Origin of the sequence: Geobacillus jurassicus NBRC 107829 (assembly GCF_001544315.1) — a bacterium.
GTDB lineage: Bacteria > Bacillota > Bacilli > Bacillales > Anoxybacillaceae > Geobacillus > Geobacillus jurassicus.
Map to the genome: position 1 here is coordinate 46,714 of NZ_BCQG01000018.1, position 16,479 is coordinate 63,192.

Below are 16,479 nucleotides of genomic sequence, written 5' to 3' on the forward strand. Positions count from 1 at the left end.
AAAACTCCTTACGGTTTGATGCTTTCTAGATGCCGCTGAATGTCATCTTTTGTCATCGTTCCGGTAATGATTTGTTTCACTTCGCCGTTTTTGTCGATCAAAAACGTCGTCGGCAACGGCCCGACATTGTAGGCGTTCAACACTTGGTCTTGGCGGTCGATGACGATCGGAAACTCAAGCCCGAACCGTTCGGCAAATTTTTTGACGTTCAGCTCCGGCTCGCCGACATTGACGGCCAAAATTTCAACCCCTTGTTTTTTGTAAATCGGGTACAGCTCGTTCATGTACGGCATTTCCCGCTCGCACGGCTTGCACCACGTTCCCCAAAAGTTCAAAAAAACGCCTTTGCCGCGATAGTCTGAGAGACGATGTTCGTTCCCTTCCAGGTCCGCCAGCACAAAATCAGGCGCCGTCGAACCGACAGCGACCGCCGTTTTCTCCGTGAAAAAGTTCGTGTAGATCGTATAGACGATCGCCGCGAGCAACACGAGCAAAATCGTCGTTCTCATCACTAAGCGCTGTTGTTTTTTCATCGTTCAAACCCCTTTTAAGTTTCTCCTCCCCGCAGCCGACGCCGCAGGGAGGCAAGCGGTTCACAATCTCCCATTTTCCATTATAGCAAAGTTCCTCGCTCGTTTATACGCAAGAATATGAACGTTATGTGACAATCTTCATCATTTTCTTCCTCCGGATTGGGCAAGCGCGCGCAACAGTTTCACTTCATGCGGAGACAGCTCGCGATATTCGCCGGGGCGAAGCCCTTTTAAATCGAGAAACGCGTACCGCTCCCGCTTCAGCTTCAGCACTTCGCAGCCAATCGCTTCAAACATGCGGCGCACTTGCCGGTTCCGCCCCTCATGAATGCGGATTTCGACAATCGCCGTCCCCTTTTTCCGATCGGCTGAGAGCAGCTTCACTTTCGCTGGCGCCGTCATACCTTCCTCCAACTCGATCCCTTGCTCGAGCTGTTTCAGCTGTTCACGCGTCGGGATGCCTTTCACTTTGGCGACATACACTTTTTCGATTTCATAGCGCGGGTGCATGAGCAGGTTGGCAAAGTCGCCGTCATTCGTCAACAAAAGCAGCCCAGACGTATCATAATCCAACCGCCCGATCGGATAAATGCGCTTGTCCAGATCTTTGAAAAAATCGGTCACCACTTTGCGGCCTTTGTCATCTTTGACGCTTGAAATCACCCCGCGCGGCTTATACAGCAAGTAGTACACCGGCTCCTCGCGCTCGATCGGGATGCCGTCGACTTCGACATCGTCGCGCGGCCCGACTTTGACGCCGAGCTCGGTGACGACGCGGCCGTTCACTTTCACCCGTCCTTGCAAAATGAGTTCTTCCGCCTTGCGCCTTGACGCGATGCCGGCGCGGGCGATCACTTTTTGCAACCGTTCCATTCTCTCTCACCTCTTTCATCATCTTACCCTTTCCGCTCGACAGATACAAGCAGGGCGCTTTTCTATTTTTATTATTCCTCTTTGGCGCCAACCAAAAAGCCCGCCCATTGGGCGGGAAAACAAAACAGAGGCGCCGCTAGCGCCCGAATACAAACAAAACGATGAAAACAGAAACAATAAAGCTGAGAATGTCGGCCAAAATGCCGACTTTTAACGCATCACCCATTTTTTTGACGCCGACGGCGCCAAAATAGACCGTAAGCACGTAAAGCGTCGTCTCCGTGCTGCCTTGAATCGTAGAAGCAAGGCGCCCAATGAACGAGTCCGGTCCGTAAGTGGCGATCAAATCCGTCGTCATGCCGAGCGCCGCCGTGCCGGAAAGCGTGCGGAGAGCCGCAAGCGGAACGACTTCGGCCGGCAGTCCAATGGCATCGGCAATCGGCTCGATCACTTCCATCATGGCATCGAGCGCCCCCGAGGCGCGAAAAATGGCGACCGACACCAACATGCCGACCAAATACGGGATGAGCGAAAACGCGATCTCGATCCCTTCCTTGCCGCCTTCCACAAACGCTTCGTACGTCGGCACTTTCTTGACCGTGCCATAAAGCAAAATAAAAACGATGAGCGCAGGAATCAGCCAAACGGAAAGAATGTGGACGATGGCCATTTATCGCTTCCTTCCTTTCCGCGTCCGTTTCCAATAATAGTATCGGTCAATCAATACCGCCCCAATCGTCGAAATCGTCGAAGCGACAATTGTCGTCCCAATGATCTCGCCCGGCGCCGCCGAACCGTACGTCATGCGGATCGAGATGACGGTCGCCGGAATGAGCGTAATGCTCGATGTGTTAATGGCCAAAAACGTCACCATCGACCGGCTCGCTTCGTCGCGGCCGCCATTGAGCTTTTTTAGCTGCTCCATCGCCTTTATGCCCATCGGCGTCGCCGCATTGCCAAGACCGAACATGTTGGCGACCATATTCGAGACGATATAGCCGAGCGCGGGATGGCCGGGAGGGATCTCGGGAAACAAGCGGCGCACGAGCGGCATAAACAGACGCGCTGCTCTGTCAAGCAAGCCGGCGCGTTCAGCGATCGCCATCAGTCCGAGCCAAAACACTAAAATGCTGATCATCCCGATGCTGATCGTCACCGCTTCTTTGGCGCTTTCAAACACCGCTTTGTTCACTTCATCCATCGTGCCGTTGGCCGCCGCAAAAACGATGCCAATGACCGCCATCATCACCCAAATGACATTAACCATCGTTTCTCACACCTAAAAGTTGAAGTGCTTGCCACAACAGCCCCCGCCTGCTTTCCCCCTTGTCCGGCTCGTACAGCAGCGGCACAGAATCGACCGCCTTTCGATGCAAATAAAGCACCGCCTTCCCGACCTCTGTCGGCGCCCGTTCTGGGGACTCCTCCCATTCCTTGCGCGGCTTCAACAAATACACTTTCACTCGCAGCCCGCTCTCCTCTTTATCGGTCACCGGATATCGCAAATCGCGGACCGCATGCAGCCGCCCGCGGTAAAATCGATCGGAAATTTTGTCGACCACCCGCTCGCCGCTCACTTTGGCGATGTGATAATGGGAAAACCCGTATTCGTACATAGCAATATGGTCGTTCCAATCGTCGGGTGCATCCAACGTCACGGCGATCAAATCGATCCCGTTTTTTGACGCCGTCGTCACGAGCGTGCGGTGCGCCCGTTTCGTATAGCCGGTTTTGCCGCCGGTGCAATATTCGTAAAGACTTGTCAACAGCTTGTTTTTATTCCGCCACACGCGCGCGCCGTCCTCACCGGGCGGAGCGGGGGCGCGGTACACTTTCGTCCCCGAGATGCGGCGAAACTCTTTATTTTTCATCGCATATTGCATGAGCAACGCCATATCATAGGCAGTCGAGTAGTGGTTTTCCGCGTCATCTAACCCATGCGGATTGGCAAACTCGGTATCACGCATCCCAATTTCCGCCGCCTTTTTGTTCATTAAAAAGACAAACCCTTCGACGCTGCCGCCGACATGTTCCGCGATGGCAACCGCCGCGTCGTTGCCGGAACGAAGCATCAGTCCATATACCAAATCGCGCAGCTTGATTTTTTCCCCTTCGCGCAAGTAAATCGACGACCCTTCGGTCCAGACCGCGCGGGCGCTGACCGTCACCGTGTCGTCCATCTTCCCCGATTCAATCGCCAAAATGGCGGTCATAATTTTCGTAATGCTGGCGATGCGCCGCTTTGTATAGGCATCCTTGGCAAACAAAATCCGCCCGGAATGCTGCTCTATCAAGATCGCGCTTTTTGCGCTCACCCCATCCATAGCGCGCATCTGCTCTGGAACAAATGCCATGATCCCCGCAACGAGTGCAAGAATGAGCGCAATGAGCCGCTTCTGCTTGTTCATCTCCTATCGGCGAGGATCCCCCCTCCTTCAACGAGCGGGGAGGAATCGCCTGTTCCTCCTTTCCCTTTAGGCTGAATCGGCCGCAGCGAAAGCATTATTGCGGCGGAAACAGGCTGAACCCCAAAGCCGTGTTTTGTACAAGTGTATGCGCCGATGGGACAAATATGATGAAAAAATGCCGCAACAATGGCTGCGCCCGCACCTGCGCTAAACGGCTCTTCCGTTTCAGCGGGAGCGTACTAAAAAAGCGGGCGGAAACCCCCGCCCGCTTAAAACGGCTGCCAACGCAGCTTCCGCGCCTCATGAAAGCGCTCCTCGACGTTGCGCCAGTTAACGACGTTCCACCAATGCTCGATGTACGCCTCCCGATCGTTTTTGTATTGCAAATAGTAGGCATGCTCCCACACATCAAGCACAAGAAGCGGGATCACATCCCATTGCGCCATGAGCTGGTGTTTTTCCGCCTGCAAAATTTCGAGCCGGTGCGCTCGCGGCGCCCAAACGAGCAGCGCCCAGCCGACCCCTTCGGCGCTTTTCGCCGCTTCGGTGAAATGACGGCGAAAGGCGTCAAAGCTGCCAAAATCGCGTTCGATTTGCGCCCGCAGCTCCCCGCGCGGCTCTCCGCCGCCCTCCGGATGCATGTTGTACCAAAAAATTGTATGCAAATAATGCCCGGAACCGTGAAACGCCGCTTCCCGCTCCCAATGTTTCAACAGATCAAAATTGTTCGTCCGGCGCGCCTCGGCCATCATCCGCTCCGCCTTGTTGAGGCCGTCGACATAACTTTGATGGTGCTTCGTATGGTGGAGGCGCATAATTTCTTCGGAAATATGCGGCTCAAGCGCGTCATAACGGTACGGCAGCGGCGGCAAGACATGACGGCCGAGCGCCACTTGTTGGCGCGGCTCACCGCCGTCGGCCGCATCCGCCTGGCTCCGCCCCCCCTCGGTCGCGTCGTCCGCTTGGCTCAGCTTGCCGTCAGCTGCATCGGGCGGCAAGTCGGAGGACTCCTGCACGAAAGCCGGCTCTTGCCCGTTCTCCGCTCGCTCCACCGCCCCGCTGGTGTCGGACCATCCGTCCTCGTCTGCTTTGCTCTCGCCATCCGATTCAGGCAGCGCTGCATCCCCTTCCATCTGCTCTTGCAACACCTCTTCCTCCCGATCGGCAGCTGACAAATCAGTCAGACGGACGGCTCGGGTGTATACGTCGTCGACGAGCCGTTGCAGCTCGTAAATCGCTTCTTCGGTCCATTCATCGCCATGTTCGTCGATGTACGCCAGCAAAGAGGAAAGACCGACATCCTCAGCCGCCCCGCGCGCAGACAGCGCCCGCTCGACCTGTCTTCCCCACGCGGCGGCTTCCATGGCATAATGGCGGAGCGCGCCGACATACACGTCATCGGCAAGGCGCTGAAGCTCACGCACCGCCTCTTCCGTCCATTCCCCGTCATGCTCGGCGATCAGCTTTCGCAACACTGAAACGCCCTCGGTGCTTACCCCACGCAGCGCCAGCGCCTGCTCAACTTGTCTTCCCCACTCGCCCACCTCGGCAGCATATCGGGCAAATAACGTTTGGTCGTCCATTGGCAAAAACCTCCTCCTGATTTTTTCACCATATCGTATGCTGTCTTCGGGAAATCGTTATTGTCCGCATTCACCCAAATTCCCGACCGCACATACATATTGGAGCGAGGTCAGTCATCATGAGGAAAAGGACAGCAAGGGGGAAAGAGCAGAGTCGTCGCGGTGCTCTCTTGCGGCGGATTCTGCCAATCACTATTGAACAAATCGCTTGAACAGGAGGCGCTTTTTGAACTCCGCTTTTGGATGCAAATTCTCGGCGATCATTGTCGATTTATTCTCGAGGAGCTTGACTTGCTGCCGCTGCTGATGGCCGACCATATGGAGCGCGAGGAATGCTATTGCTTGCAAAAGTTGGCGGAAACAACCGGCGAGGTGAAGCCGCCGGCATGCGATCCTACAAAGCCGCGGACCGAATAGAGGAGTAACAACAAAACCGCTCGCTAAGCAGGCGTTTTTAACAACAAAAAAGTGGTTCGCTTCACGGAACCGCTTTTTTTCCATATAAAGAATGGACCGACCTGCCATTTAGGAACCGTTTCGGCCAACCCGCCTGTTGGCTACATTCCTCGTGGAACGGACAAAAGACGCCCCACTAACCGCTTTTCCCTGTTGCGCCGACCGTTCCGGCAGACGGCACGCGCCGGTTTCCGCCCATTCGCTGATGAGCGCCTGAAGCGTTTTGGCATCGACGCCGGCAAAATAGCGGCACAATTCATCTTCATCGTGAATATAGACGCGCTTGCGCTGCCGATACGCCGGATTTTGCCATAAACAGACGAGAGCAACGATGTCGCGCAAATAAATGTCGCGCCCGTTGACTGTAAACAGCGGGTCGTTTTCATACGGCAACAAATCAAGCAGCGCCGCCTCAAAATGGCGCAAATACAACACAGACAGCGTCCGCTCTTCGCCGCCGTCGCGATACGTGACTTCCGAGCGGTTGAAATAGTCTTCAAACGTGTTCGATTGCGACTTTTGCAGCTCTTCACCGTACAGGCGGCAAACGTTCATGAGCGCTCTCCTTCCCGATCAGCCATTTTTCTTTAGTTTACCATATTTCGGCTGCCCATCGCTCAAATTTTCTGCTAATTTTCCGAAAAATAAATCCGCTTCCCGCTCGGATTCGCCATCGTCCGCCCATTCCGGCAGCGGCGGCAGCTCCTCGAGCGTTTTTAGCCCGAAATAATCGAGAAATTCCGGGGTTGTCCCGTACAAAATCGGCCGCCCGGTTCCTTCGGCTCGTCCAACCTCTTTAATGAGCGCCCGCGCCATCAGCGTCTGCAATGGCTTGTCGCTTTTTACGCCGCGAATTTCCTCAATCTCCGCGCGCGTAATCGGCTGGCGGTATGCGATAATGGCGAGCGTCTCAAGCGCCGCCTGCGACAGCGGCGACGCCCCCGGCGCTTCAACCAACTTTTTTAAATATGGAGCGTACTCTTTTTTCGTCGCCAGCAAAAACACGCCGCCAAGCTCCACGAGCTGGATGCCGCGCTCTTCCCGGCGGCAGTCTTCCTGCAGCTCAGCGATCACCGCTTTTGCCTCCGGCTCGCTGACTTCCAACACAGCGGCGATTTGCGAAAGCGACAGCCCTTCGTCACCAGCGGCAAACAGCAGCGCTTCCACAATCGCCTTTGCTGGATTTGGCGCGCCGGCGCCGCCTGTTTTTTCCGTTTCGTTTTGTTCCATCGTCCTTGTACCGCGCCAAACTCCTTCGTTGGCGCCCCTTCCTCCTTTCCTCCTGTTTCCATCATTACTTAACGGTTGCTCCATTCGCCAGCCTTTCCGGTCTCGCCAAGCGAAATCGTGAATCAGCGGCTTCCCTTCCGCCTCATCATGGCCTAGGCCCAACGGACGACAAAAGGAAAGCGGCCCGCCATGGCGAACCGCCGCGGCCAAACCGCGCCGCCTCAGCCGGCTGGTTTAGCCGCAAGAAACAAATCGCTGAAATTCCGTTCCTGTTCAACGATGATTTCATCTTGCTTCATCAACTCTAAAATGGCTAAAAACGTCACGACGATATACGAACGATCGAAGGACGGAAACAGCTCGTAAAAGTTTTTCCGACCGTTCGCCTTCTTTAATTCCTGCAAAATTTCCGCCATGCGCTGTTCAACGGAAATATCTTGGCGAGCGATTTTCGCCCGCATCGGTTTTTGCAGCTTTTTGCGGCGCAACAGCTTCGACAAGGCGCCAAGCATATCGTATACGTCCACATTAAGCGGCGCCGCCTTTTTCTCATCAGCATATGCGCTTAAGTCGCTCGGCGGCTTTGTAAACAAGAGCGCCCGCTCCTCTTCGCGCCGCTTCAGTTCGCGCGCCGCCTCTTTAAACTTTTTATATTCAAGTAGCCGCTGCGTTAGCTCCTCGCGCGGGTCGCTGTCATCGACCCATTCGACGTCGCCGTCGATGGCTTCCTCATTGGGCGACGGCAGCAACATTTTGCTTTTGATCGCCAGCAAGGTGGCCGCCATCACTAAATATTCGCTGGCGATATCCAACTCAAGCTCCTGCATGGCGTGAATGTACGCCATGTACTGCTCCGTAATTTGCGCGACTGGAATATCGTAAATATCGATTTCATAGCGGTTGATCAAATGCAAAAGCAGATCAAGCGGCCCTTCAAACGCTTCGATTTTGACGTTGTACGGCAATTGCACATCCATCCCATCATTTTTTCCAAACACCGCTCGTGCAGCTCGTCCCCGGCTGCGGTACATTTATTGTATCATAACGAGGCGAACAGAAAACAGCCTCTTTTTTGCGCCACAGACCGCCGAAGTCGTATAATCGAAGGAGAGCCGTCCGTCTTCACATGGCGCGGTCCGATTTTGAAAGGAACGATGGCTGATGTACCCGAAAGCGTATATCGAATATTTAGTCCATTTTCATGGCGACCGCGACTATTTTGAATGCCACGAAATTTTAGAGGAACACTGGAAACAAGACGGTCGAAAAACAGGCTGGCTTGTGCTCATCCAAATCGCGGTCGCCTTTTACCATTATCGGCGCGGCAACGTCTCGGGAGCGCTGCGCCTCATTCGCCGGGCGCGGGCGCTGCTTGACGAAGCGCAAGAAATGATTCGGCGGCTCGGCCTCGATGACAGAGCGCTCGCCCGCTTGCTCGACGAGACAGCCGAGCGGATCGTCCACGGCGAACCGTACGAAAGCGTCGAACTGCCGATTCGCGACCGCTCGCTGTACGAGCAATGCCGGGCCGCCTGTGCCCGCCGTCGGCTCGTGTGGGGACAGGCAAGCGACCTAGCAAACCTTGATCTCGTGGACAAACACCGACGCCGCGACCGCTCGGGCGTCATCGCCGCGCGCGAACAAAAAAGGCGGGCTAAAGCGGAAGGGAGCGGCCTCTCTCCCCCTCCGCCGCCCGCCTGAGCGCGGCGCCGCGCTAGGTTCGTTATTCATTGCATGCATGGCATTTATCGAAAAACGAGGCAGTCCACTCATTGGCGCACAATCGACGGCCCGGGTACACCTCTTTCAATGCCGTGACCATCTGTTTTCCGATCCCCTGATGGCGGTGTGACGGATTGACGCTGATATGCTGGATTTCCACAACATCGGGAGCGCGCAACAGGACGCCAATAATGCCGACGATGTCATCCCCTTCTTTCCATAAAAACAGCTGCCAATCGTTGTTCGTTTCATACTGTTTCATCGTCTGTTGCAATCGTTTCAGATCTTTTTCCGTCGGCATAAACGACAACAGTCCCATGGCAATTTTCTCATAGTTTTTTCGGTAACGGATTAACATAAAAATCCCTCATTATCGACAAACGCTTTTCCGAAATGGAAAAGTTTTTGTCATTTTCTCTATACGTATTATAAACATTCTCACCGATATTGTGAACCATTTCATGCCTTTTTACGCAAATTACGCAAGCGTCCGCAGGACATTTGCCATTTCGATCGCCGAAACCGCCGCTTCCCATCCTTTATTGCCCGCTTTCGTGCCAGCCCGTTCAATCGCCTGCTCGATCGTGTCGGTCGTCAAAACGCCGAAAATGACTGGAACGCCGCTCGTGAGCGCCGCGTGGGAGACGCCTTTGGCCGCCTCGCTGCAGACGTAGTCAAAATGACTCGTCGCCCCGCGGATGACGGCGCCAAGGGTAATGATGGCGTCAAACTGCTTCGATTCCGCCATTTTTTTCGCTACAAGCGGGATTTCAAACGCGCCCGGCACCCAGGTTACAGTGATGTCGCTGTCGCTCACGCCATGGCGCGTCAAGCCGTCGACCGCCCCGGATAAGAGCTTGCTCGTGATGAACTCGTTAAAACGCGAGACGACAATGCCGATTTTCAGTCCAGTGCCGACTAAATTTCCTTCAATGACACGCATGTTCGCTGCTCCTTTCGTCTTTAAAAATGAAGCATATGCCCTAATTTTTCGTGTTTTGTGCGCAAATATTTTTCATTTTCCTTTTTCGTCGGCATTTGAAGCGGCACTCGTTCAACAACCTCAAGCCCGTGCCCTTTTAAGCCGGCGATTTTGCGCGGATTGTTCGTGAGCAGGCGCATTTTCGTCACACCGAGGTCTTTCAAAATTTGCGCCCCGATGCCGTAATCGCGCAAATCGGCCGGAAAGCCGAGCTTTTCGTTCGCCTCAACCGTATCATAGCCTTGCTCCTGCAACTTGTAAGCGCGCAGCTTGTTCATGAGGCCGATGCCGCGCCCTTCTTGGCGCATGTAAAGCAGCACGCCGCGCCCTTCCGCTTCGATTTGCCGAAGCGCCGCATGCAGCTGCGGGCCGCAGTCGCACCGGTACGAGCCGAACACATCGCCGGTTAAGCATTCGGAATGGACGCGCACAAGAATCGGCTCGTCCGGGATGACTACTCCTTTAACAAGCGCCACATGCTCTTTCCCGTCAAGGACGTTCGTATAGCCGATGGCGCGGAATTCGCCGAACTCGGTCGGCAGCCAAACGTCCACCTCGCGTTTCACGAGCTTTTCCCGCTGGCTCCGGTAGGCGATCAAATCTTTAATCGTGATCATTTTCAACCCGAACTGATCGGCCAGGCGCCGCAAATCAGGCACGCGCGCCATCGTCCCGTCTTCTTTAATGATTTCGCAAATGACGCCGGCTGGCTTCGCGCCGCACAAACGAGCCAAGTCGACCGCCGCTTCCGTATGGCCGGCGCGCCGAAGAACGCCGCCTTTTTTGGCAATCAACGGAAAAATGTGTCCGGGACGTTTAAAATCGCTTGCTTTCACCTCAGGGTCAAGCAGCGCCTGAATCGTCGCCGCCCGCTCATAAGCGCTGATCCCGGTCGTTGTCGTTTTGTAGTCGATGCTGACGGTAAACGCCGTGCCATGCGCATCGGTGTTATGGGCGACCATCGGCTCCAAATCAAGGCGCGCCGCTAGTTCTTCCGTAATCGGCACACAGACGAGCCCGCGGCCATGGGTGATCATAAAATTAATGACATCCGGCGTCGCTTTTTCGGCCAGCGCGACAAAATCTCCTTCATTTTCGCGGTCTTCGTCATCGCAAACGATGATCACTTCCCCGTTTTTCAGCGCCGAAAGCGCCGCTTCAATCGTGTCAAACATGAAGCTTGCCCCCTTTTCCCGCTTATTTGTAGCCGTGCTGCTCCAAAAATTCGACTGTCAATCCAGAAGGCGGCGTCGCTTTCGCGGCGAGAAAGGCGGCGACGTATTTGCCGATCATGTCGCACTCGACGTTGACGAGATCTCCCGGCCGCTTTTCGCCTAAAATCGTCGCTTCGCGCGTATGTGGAATGAGCGAAACAGTGAACGTGCGCTCGCTCAGACCGAAAATCGTCAAGCTCGTTCCGTCGACAGCGACCGACCCTTTCTCAATCATATAGGCGCGCAACGAGGCTGGCACTTCGATTTCATAGTAGACAGCGTTCGCTTTCGGCCATTGCCGGATGATGCGTCCGACGCCGTCAACATGCCCGGTGACGAAATGGCCGCCAAACCGTCCCCCGGCCGCCATCGCCCGCTCCAAATTCACCTTCGATCCTGGCTTTAATGTCTGTAATGCCGTCGCTTTCACCGTCTCGGGCATGACATCAACGGTAAACTGCCGGTCGCTAAACGACGTGACGGTCAAGCAGACGCCGTTGACAGCGATGCTGTCGCCAAGCCGCACATCTTCAAGCACCCGCCTGGCGCCGATCGTCATCACCATGGCGTCGCCGGTTTGCTTCATTTGTTCGATCATGCCGATCTCTTCAATAATGCCAGTGAACAAGACTATTCCCCCTTCCGTTTCGGCGCGGCGACGATTTTGATGTCCGGGCCGATCGTCTCGATGCGGCGAATGTCAAGCTCCACCGCTTCAGCAAGGCGAGCGAATCCGAGTCCGCCGACCGGCGTCGGGGCTTCGCGCCCGCCGATCAGCTTCGGGGCGATATAGGCGATGACCTCATTGACCGCTCCCGCGCGGAGGAAGCTGTCATGAACGCGCGAGCCACCTTCGACAAACAGCGACATGACTTTCTGCTCGCCAAGCAGGCGGAGCACATCGCGGACGTCGATCTGGGCCGCCGGCATCGAAAACACGCGCACCCCCAGGCGCTCGTACGCCGCCGCTTGTTCCCGGCTGACGCCGCTGCCGGTGATGATCCACGTCTCCGCCTCGTTGTCGCTTACGACATGAGCGTCAAGCGGTGTATGCAATTTTGTATCCAAAATGACGCGGATGGGATTTTTCCGCTGTTCTCCAAGGCGGACAGTCAGCTTCGGGTTGTCGGTCAAAACCGTGTTGACGCCAACCAAAATGGCGTCATGCTGCGCGCGGAGGCGGTGAACATCTTCGCGCGCAGCGCTTGATGTAATCCATTGGCTTTCCCCCGTCGCCGTCGCAATTTTGCCGTCGAGGCTGCATGCGAATTTTAACGTCACAAACGGCGTTTTCGCGGCGATATAATGGAAAAACATTCGGTTCAGCTCATCCGCTTCTTTTTTTAATATGCCAACGTCAACATCAATGCCCGCTTGGCGGAGCTTGGCAATCCCTTTTCCAGCGACAAGCGGGTTCGGGTCGGTCGTCGCAACGACGACGCGGCGCACTCCTGCCTGAATGAGCAAATCGGCGCATGGCGGCGTTTTGCCATAATGGCTGCAAGGCTCAAGCGTCACGTACACTGTCGCACCGCGCGCCTTCTCGCCGGCCATGCGAATTGCATAGACTTCGGCATGCGGCTCGCCGGCTTTCAAATGGGCGCCGATGCCAACGACTGCTCCACCGTTGACAACCACGGCGCCGACGGCGGGATTGGGGGACGTCTGCCCGACTCCGGCCTTGGCGACATCAAGCGCCAGCCGCATGTAATGTTCATCATTGTACACCGCACTCCCCCCTTAACGATCAAACCCCCGGGGGGAATCCCCGGGGGTCTTGTTGTTGAGAGAATGACCAATGATGCGCAAAACAGCAAACAAAAAACACTTGTTCGCAATCTAAAGCTAGATCTGCCGAACGGAAACGGCAGCCGCCATGCCCAGCCGGCCGAGAGCGGACGCCCATGCCAAACTTGGCCGGCCGAAAACAGCCGTGCGCATATTGGCATCCTTCTCCCATCCAGACTATACTGTCGGCTCCGGAATCGCACCGGATCATGCCTTGCGGCTCGCGGGCTGAGGGGCGGAAAGCCCCATCACCGCCGGTCGGGAATTTCACCCTGCCCCGAAGGATGCATCGCTATATCGCTATTCTCATTATACCACACAGACAGCCGGTCATCATCAATCGGCGACCCAAATCCAATACGCCGCCCCCCATAACAGGCTGGTTGCAAGCAAAAAGAAAAACAGGCGCCAATTGTTCCGGCTTGTCCGCTCGTCTTCGCCTATGCGCCGTTTACGGTTCGTCAAACACTTTCACTTCCTTCATCACATCGCCGTTTTTCATCGCCTTGACGACGTCCATGCCGGATATCACTTGGCCAAAGACAGTATGCACCCCGTCCAAGTGCGGCTGCGGCTCGTGGACGATGAAAAACTGGCAGCTGCCGGTGTCGCGGCCGCGGTGCGCCATCGACATCGCCCCGGTGACATGACGGTGCGGATTGTTGTCCGTCTCGCACGGGATCGTGTAGCCGGCGTCGCCCGTTCCGTTTCCGCGCGGACACCCTCCTTGGCTGACAAACCCAGGGATGACGCGGTGGAACGTCAGCCCGTTATAAAATCCTTCGTTCGCCAGCTTTTCAAAATTGGCCACCGTCACCGGCGCCTCATTCGGAAACAGTTCAAACTCGATTTTCCCGCCGTTTTCCATTAAAATATATCCTTTTTTCGCCACAACCATCCATCTCCTTTTCGGCACCAAAACTGCTTTTATCATACCATGATTGTCGAGAGAAAAAAAGCCAAAATACCTTTTCCGTCTGAACCGTCACCATTTTTTACTCCGCCGCCTTTTGTATCCGCTTTTATTCTTGATTTTGCTCACGCGCTTGTTTCTTGTGCGCCGCCTGGCGACAAAAACGGAGCGCCGTTTCAATAGAAAAACAAGCTAACGTGCAGTATAATGGCAATGGATGTTTCAAAACAGGAGGCGAGTTGCGTGAAACGAACGATCGCTTCATCACTGCTGACAGCGATGCTGCTGGCGTTTCCGGCCGTTGCGGCGGCTGATGCCGCGCCGGGTGATGTCATTGTGACGCTCGGAGAAAACTTAACGAGCGAACAAAAGCAAAAAGTGCTTGAGGAAATGAAGGCGCCGGACGGAGCGCAGACGGTCACCGTCTCGAACGCTGAGGAACATAAATATTTGGACGGACTCATTCCGAAAGCGCAAATCGGCACGCGCGCCATCTCGTCGTCAATGATCACGATCAAAGAACCGGGTTCAGGGCTTCATGTCGAAACGCACAACATCACATGGGTGACGAAGGAGATGTATACAAATGCCTTGATCACCGCAGGGGTGAAAGACGCCGACATTTACATCACCGCCCCGTTCCCGGTTTCCGGCACCGCAGCGCTGACCGGGCTGATGAAAGCGTATGAAATTTCCTCCGATCAGGCCATCCCTGATGATGTAAAAAAAGTGGCCAACGAGGAAATGGTGCAGACGGCGAAGCTGGCCGATTCGATCGGCGCGGACAAAGCGGTCGCCCTGCTGGCGAAAATCAAAGAGGAAATCGCCAACAACCCGCCGCAGACAGACGCTGATTTGCGCACCCTTATTGAAAAAATAGCCAACGACCTTGGCATTACGCTGAGCGAGAATGAAATCAACAACCTTATTTCCCTTTTCCACAAAATGCAAAATGCCAATATTAATTGGGACCAAGTGAACGATCAGCTGAGCAAGGCGAAAGAGCAGCTATCAGCGTTTTTGCAGTCAGAAGAGGGGAAAACGTTCATTCAAAACCTTATCGACATCTTCAAAGAAATTTGGAACGCAATCAAATCGGCATTTTCCTCCAATCAACAATGAAAGAAGGCGCCCCAAAGCAGCGGGCGCCTTTTCTTTGAGAAAGCCGTCCTCTTTCAAACCGGCAGCCTTCACTTTTTCACCTTCGTTTTCAGAGGCAAGTCATATTGGATCAAATCTTCATACGTCTCCCGTTTCACAACAAGCTGAGCCTCGCCGTTTTCAACAAAAACGACAGCTGGACGCGGCAGACGGTTGTAATTGTTGGCCATCGAGTAACCGTACGCGCCGGTGCAAAAAACAGCCAAATAATCGCCAGGCTTCGCTTCCGGCAACGCGATGTCCCAAATGAGCATGTCGCCTGACTCGCAGCATTTCCCAGCAATCGATACGATTTCCGTCCGCTCACCGAACATTCGGTTGGCGAGCACAGCTTCGTATTTCGCTCCGTAGAGCGCCGGGCGGATATTGTCGCTCATGCCGCCGTCAACAGCAATATATGTCCGGACGTTGGGAACCTCTTTGCGCGAGCCGATCGTATAAATCGTCGTTCCGGCATCGCCAACGAGCGACCGACCCGGCTCGATCCAAATTTCCGGCAACGGCAGCCCGCAGGCTGCGGCCTGTTTTTTCACCTCTTCGACGATGCAGTCGACATACGCCTCCACCGGAATCGGGTCGTCTTCCTCCGTATAGCGAATGCCAAAGCCGCCGCCAAGATTGACAACCGCTGGGACAAATCCGTGCGCCTTGTTCCACTCGGCCAGCTTGGCGAACACTTTTTGCGCCGCGAGCACAAACCCAGCTGTTTCAAAAATTTGCGAGCCAATATGGCAATGGACGCCGAGCAGTTGAAACGCGGCCGACGCCCTGACGCGCCGGAACGCCTCATCCGCCTGACCGTTGTGTAAATCAAAGCCAAACTTCGAATCTTCCTGTCCAGTTAAAATGTAATCGTGCGTATGCGCCTCAACGCCAGGCGTAACGCGCAGCAATATTGGCACCGTCCGTCCCGATGATTCAGCCAGATTTTCGATCAGCTCGAGTTCGTAAAAGTTGTCGGCAACGATGCAGCCGATGCCATGTTCAAGCGCCATCGCCAATTCGCCCCAGCTTTTGTTGTTGCCATGAAAGTGGATGCGCTCGGGCGGAAAGCCAGCGGCGAGCGCTGTATACAGCTCCCCCCCTGAAACGACATCAAGCGACAGCCCTTCCTCGGCGGCGAGCTGCACCATCGCAATAGAAGAAAACGCCTTGCTGGCGTAAGCGACTTGCGCACGCACACCATGGCGGCGGAACGCTTCTTTAAACGCACGCGCCCGCGCGCGGATCAACGCAACGTCATAAATATAAAGCGGCGTGCCGTACGTTTTAGCCAACTCGACCACATCGACGCCGCCAATTTCCAAATGCCCTTGTTCATTGACACGGCTTGTCCCATGAAGAAACATCGCAAACCCCTCATTCCTCATTGAAATCGCACGGCAAAAGCAAAAAAGACAGTTTGCAATCGGCAACTGCCTTCATAAAAGCAAAACCGCAAAACGCCATCGATTCTGCCTTGAAACGGAAAGCCGCACGATGCGCGCTGAGCCATTCTCCATCCGTGCAAACGTGCGAAGCACTGAGGCCAAACACGATGGCAAGCACCATCAAGGCAAATATTAAGTATAACTTATCATAATTATACAAAAGTTGCAATAGTGCTAAAACGAGAG

At 55.0% G+C, this 16,479-nt stretch carries 20 protein-coding genes, 1 pseudogene and 1 riboswitch; of the genes and pseudogenes, 3 read left to right on the plus strand and 18 right to left on the minus strand.

Annotation, left to right across the window (positions count from 1 at the left end; genetic code table 11):
- Positions 1-8: 8 nt before the first annotated feature.
- From resA to GJ1_RS06895, 6 genes are all read right to left on the minus strand, one after another.
- Positions 9-533, minus strand: coding sequence for a thiol-disulfide oxidoreductase ResA (resA, locus tag GJ1_RS06865; protein WP_066230282.1), 525 nt, complete (start codon positions 531-533; stop codon positions 9-11).
- A 141-nt stretch (positions 534-674) separates the two neighbouring features.
- Positions 675-1,406, minus strand: a complete 732-nt coding sequence (gene rluB, locus GJ1_RS06870; RefSeq protein WP_066230284.1) for a 23S rRNA pseudouridine(2605) synthase RluB — start codon at positions 1,404-1,406, stop codon at positions 675-677.
- Between the two features lie 136 nt (positions 1,407-1,542).
- Complete coding sequence (locus GJ1_RS06875) at positions 1,543-2,076, minus strand: spore maturation protein (RefSeq protein WP_066230287.1); 534 nt, start codon at positions 2,074-2,076, stop codon at positions 1,543-1,545.
- A complete protein-coding gene (locus GJ1_RS06880; protein WP_066230289.1) occupies positions 2,077-2,673 on the minus strand; it encodes a nucleoside recognition domain-containing protein in 597 nt (198 codons plus the stop codon). It abuts the gene before it with no gap.
- Entirely contained in the window at positions 2,666-3,814 is a 1,149-nt protein-coding gene (locus GJ1_RS06885) for a D-alanyl-D-alanine carboxypeptidase family protein (RefSeq protein WP_066230292.1), read from the minus strand. The genes GJ1_RS06880 and GJ1_RS06885 overlap by 8 nt, the downstream gene beginning before the upstream one ends.
- A gap of 269 nt (positions 3,815-4,083) precedes the next feature.
- Complete coding sequence (locus tag GJ1_RS06895) at positions 4,084-5,397, minus strand: superoxide dismutase (RefSeq protein ID WP_066230298.1); 1,314 nt, start codon at positions 5,395-5,397, stop codon at positions 4,084-4,086.
- A 162-nt stretch (positions 5,398-5,559) separates the two neighbouring features.
- On the opposite strand from GJ1_RS06895, the gene GJ1_RS19250 reads away from it, so the two are divergent.
- On the plus strand, positions 5,560-5,814 hold the full coding sequence (locus GJ1_RS19250) for a hypothetical protein (RefSeq protein ID WP_066230303.1): 255 nt from the start codon (positions 5,560-5,562) through the stop codon (positions 5,812-5,814).
- Positions 5,815-6,009: 195 nt separating this feature from the next.
- On the opposite strand, the pseudogene GJ1_RS06905 reads toward GJ1_RS19250, so the two are convergent.
- The 3 genes and pseudogenes from GJ1_RS06905 to GJ1_RS06915 form a co-directional block, all read right to left on the minus strand.
- A pseudogene (locus GJ1_RS06905) lies at positions 6,010-6,408 on the minus strand (hypothetical protein); the annotation flags it as partial.
- An 18-nt stretch (positions 6,409-6,426) separates the two neighbouring features.
- The gene (gene scpB, locus GJ1_RS06910; RefSeq protein WP_066230305.1) at positions 6,427-7,083 is read right to left on the minus strand and encodes an SMC-Scp complex subunit ScpB; all 657 of its coding nucleotides are present in this window, start codon (positions 7,081-7,083) and stop codon (positions 6,427-6,429) included.
- A gap of 221 nt (positions 7,084-7,304) precedes the next feature.
- Positions 7,305-8,060 (minus strand): segregation/condensation protein A, encoded by a 756-nt coding sequence (locus GJ1_RS06915; RefSeq protein ID WP_066230343.1) that lies wholly within the window; start codon positions 8,058-8,060, stop codon positions 7,305-7,307.
- A gap of 184 nt (positions 8,061-8,244) precedes the next feature.
- On the opposite strand from GJ1_RS06915, the gene GJ1_RS06920 reads away from it, so the two are divergent.
- Positions 8,245-8,784, plus strand: a complete 540-nt coding sequence (locus tag GJ1_RS06920; RefSeq protein ID WP_066230308.1) for a DUF309 domain-containing protein — start codon at positions 8,245-8,247, stop codon at positions 8,782-8,784.
- Positions 8,785-8,806: 22 nt separating this feature from the next.
- On the opposite strand, the gene GJ1_RS06925 is transcribed toward GJ1_RS06920, so the two are convergent.
- The 7 genes from GJ1_RS06925 to GJ1_RS06950 form a co-directional block, all read right to left on the minus strand.
- Positions 8,807-9,163 (minus strand): GNAT family N-acetyltransferase, encoded by a 357-nt coding sequence (locus GJ1_RS06925; RefSeq protein ID WP_066230310.1) that lies wholly within the window; start codon positions 9,161-9,163, stop codon positions 8,807-8,809.
- Positions 9,164-9,283: 120 nt separating this feature from the next.
- Positions 9,284-9,748 carry a 6,7-dimethyl-8-ribityllumazine synthase gene (gene ribH / locus GJ1_RS06930; protein ID WP_066230313.1) on the minus strand — a complete coding sequence of 155 codons (465 nt, stop codon included), beginning with the start codon at positions 9,746-9,748 and terminating at the stop codon, positions 9,284-9,286.
- A 20-nt stretch (positions 9,749-9,768) separates the two neighbouring features.
- The gene (locus tag GJ1_RS06935; protein ID WP_066230316.1) at positions 9,769-10,962 is read right to left on the minus strand and encodes a bifunctional 3,4-dihydroxy-2-butanone-4-phosphate synthase/GTP cyclohydrolase II; all 1,194 of its coding nucleotides are present in this window, start codon (positions 10,960-10,962) and stop codon (positions 9,769-9,771) included.
- Between the two features lie 22 nt (positions 10,963-10,984).
- Positions 10,985-11,629: a riboflavin synthase gene (gene ribE / locus GJ1_RS06940; protein WP_066230319.1), complete on the minus strand. Its 645-nt coding sequence runs from the start codon at positions 11,627-11,629 to the stop codon at positions 10,985-10,987.
- A gap of 2 nt (positions 11,630-11,631) precedes the next feature.
- Positions 11,632-12,729: a bifunctional diaminohydroxyphosphoribosylaminopyrimidine deaminase/5-amino-6-(5-phosphoribosylamino)uracil reductase RibD gene (gene ribD, locus GJ1_RS06945; RefSeq protein ID WP_066230323.1), complete on the minus strand. Its 1,098-nt coding sequence runs from the start codon at positions 12,727-12,729 to the stop codon at positions 11,632-11,634.
- A gap of 216 nt (positions 12,730-12,945) precedes the next feature.
- Positions 12,946-13,078: riboswitch (FMN riboswitch) on the minus strand.
- Between the two features lie 47 nt (positions 13,079-13,125).
- Positions 13,126-13,254: a hypothetical protein gene (locus tag GJ1_RS19255; RefSeq protein WP_281176919.1), complete on the minus strand. Its 129-nt coding sequence runs from the start codon at positions 13,252-13,254 to the stop codon at positions 13,126-13,128.
- A complete protein-coding gene (locus tag GJ1_RS06950; protein ID WP_066230345.1) occupies positions 13,241-13,681 on the minus strand; it encodes a peptidylprolyl isomerase in 441 nt (146 codons plus the stop codon). Before GJ1_RS06950 ends, GJ1_RS19255 begins: the two co-directional genes overlap by 14 nt.
- A 264-nt stretch (positions 13,682-13,945) precedes the next feature.
- Between GJ1_RS06950 and GJ1_RS06955 the strand changes: the two genes are divergently transcribed.
- Positions 13,946-14,824: a DUF1002 domain-containing protein gene (locus tag GJ1_RS06955; RefSeq protein ID WP_066230326.1), complete on the plus strand. Its 879-nt coding sequence runs from the start codon at positions 13,946-13,948 to the stop codon at positions 14,822-14,824.
- A 68-nt stretch (positions 14,825-14,892) separates the two neighbouring features.
- Here the strand turns inward: GJ1_RS06955 and lysA are convergent, their stop codons facing one another.
- The gene (lysA, locus tag GJ1_RS06960; RefSeq protein ID WP_066230329.1) at positions 14,893-16,212 is read right to left on the minus strand and encodes a diaminopimelate decarboxylase; all 1,320 of its coding nucleotides are present in this window, start codon (positions 16,210-16,212) and stop codon (positions 14,893-14,895) included.
- A gap of 10 nt (positions 16,213-16,222) precedes the next feature.
- On the minus strand, positions 16,223-16,479 hold a 257-nt coding region (locus tag GJ1_RS18610; RefSeq protein WP_167346096.1), incomplete at its 5' end, for a hypothetical protein.

Bases quoted from the DNA above. Each gene is read 5' to 3' on its own strand.
- GJ1_RS06895 (WP_066230298.1), bottom strand. From the start codon at position 5,397: ATGGACGACCAAACGTTATTTGCCCGATATGCTGCCGAGGTGGGCGAG.
- GJ1_RS06875 (WP_066230287.1), bottom strand. From the start codon at position 2,076: ATGGCCATCGTCCACATTCTTTCCGTTTGGCTGATTCCTGCGCTCATC.
- lysA (WP_066230329.1), bottom strand. From the start codon at position 16,212: ATGTTTCTTCATGGGACAAGCCGTGTCAATGAACAAGGGCATTTGGAA.
- GJ1_RS06935 (WP_066230316.1), bottom strand. From the start codon at position 10,962: ATGTTTGACACGATTGAAGCGGCGCTTTCGGCGCTGAAAAACGGGGAA.
- ribH (WP_066230313.1), bottom strand. From the start codon at position 9,748: ATGCGTGTCATTGAAGGAAATTTAGTCGGCACTGGACTGAAAATCGGC.
- GJ1_RS06880 (WP_066230289.1), bottom strand. From the start codon at position 2,673: ATGGTTAATGTCATTTGGGTGATGATGGCGGTCATTGGCATCGTTTTT.
- GJ1_RS06925 (WP_066230310.1), bottom strand. From the start codon at position 9,163: ATGTTAATCCGTTACCGAAAAAACTATGAGAAAATTGCCATGGGACTG.
- scpB (WP_066230305.1), bottom strand. From the start codon at position 7,083: ATGGAACAAAACGAAACGGAAAAAACAGGCGGCGCCGGCGCGCCAAAT.
- GJ1_RS06920 (WP_066230308.1), top strand. From the start codon at position 8,245: ATGTACCCGAAAGCGTATATCGAATATTTAGTCCATTTTCATGGCGAC.
- resA (WP_066230282.1), bottom strand. From the start codon at position 533: ATGAAAAAACAACAGCGCTTAGTGATGAGAACGACGATTTTGCTCGTG.
- GJ1_RS06885 (WP_066230292.1), bottom strand. From the start codon at position 3,814: ATGAACAAGCAGAAGCGGCTCATTGCGCTCATTCTTGCACTCGTTGCG.
- GJ1_RS06915 (WP_066230343.1), bottom strand. From the start codon at position 8,060: ATGGATGTGCAATTGCCGTACAACGTCAAAATCGAAGCGTTTGAAGGG.
- rluB (WP_066230284.1), bottom strand. From the start codon at position 1,406: ATGGAACGGTTGCAAAAAGTGATCGCCCGCGCCGGCATCGCGTCAAGG.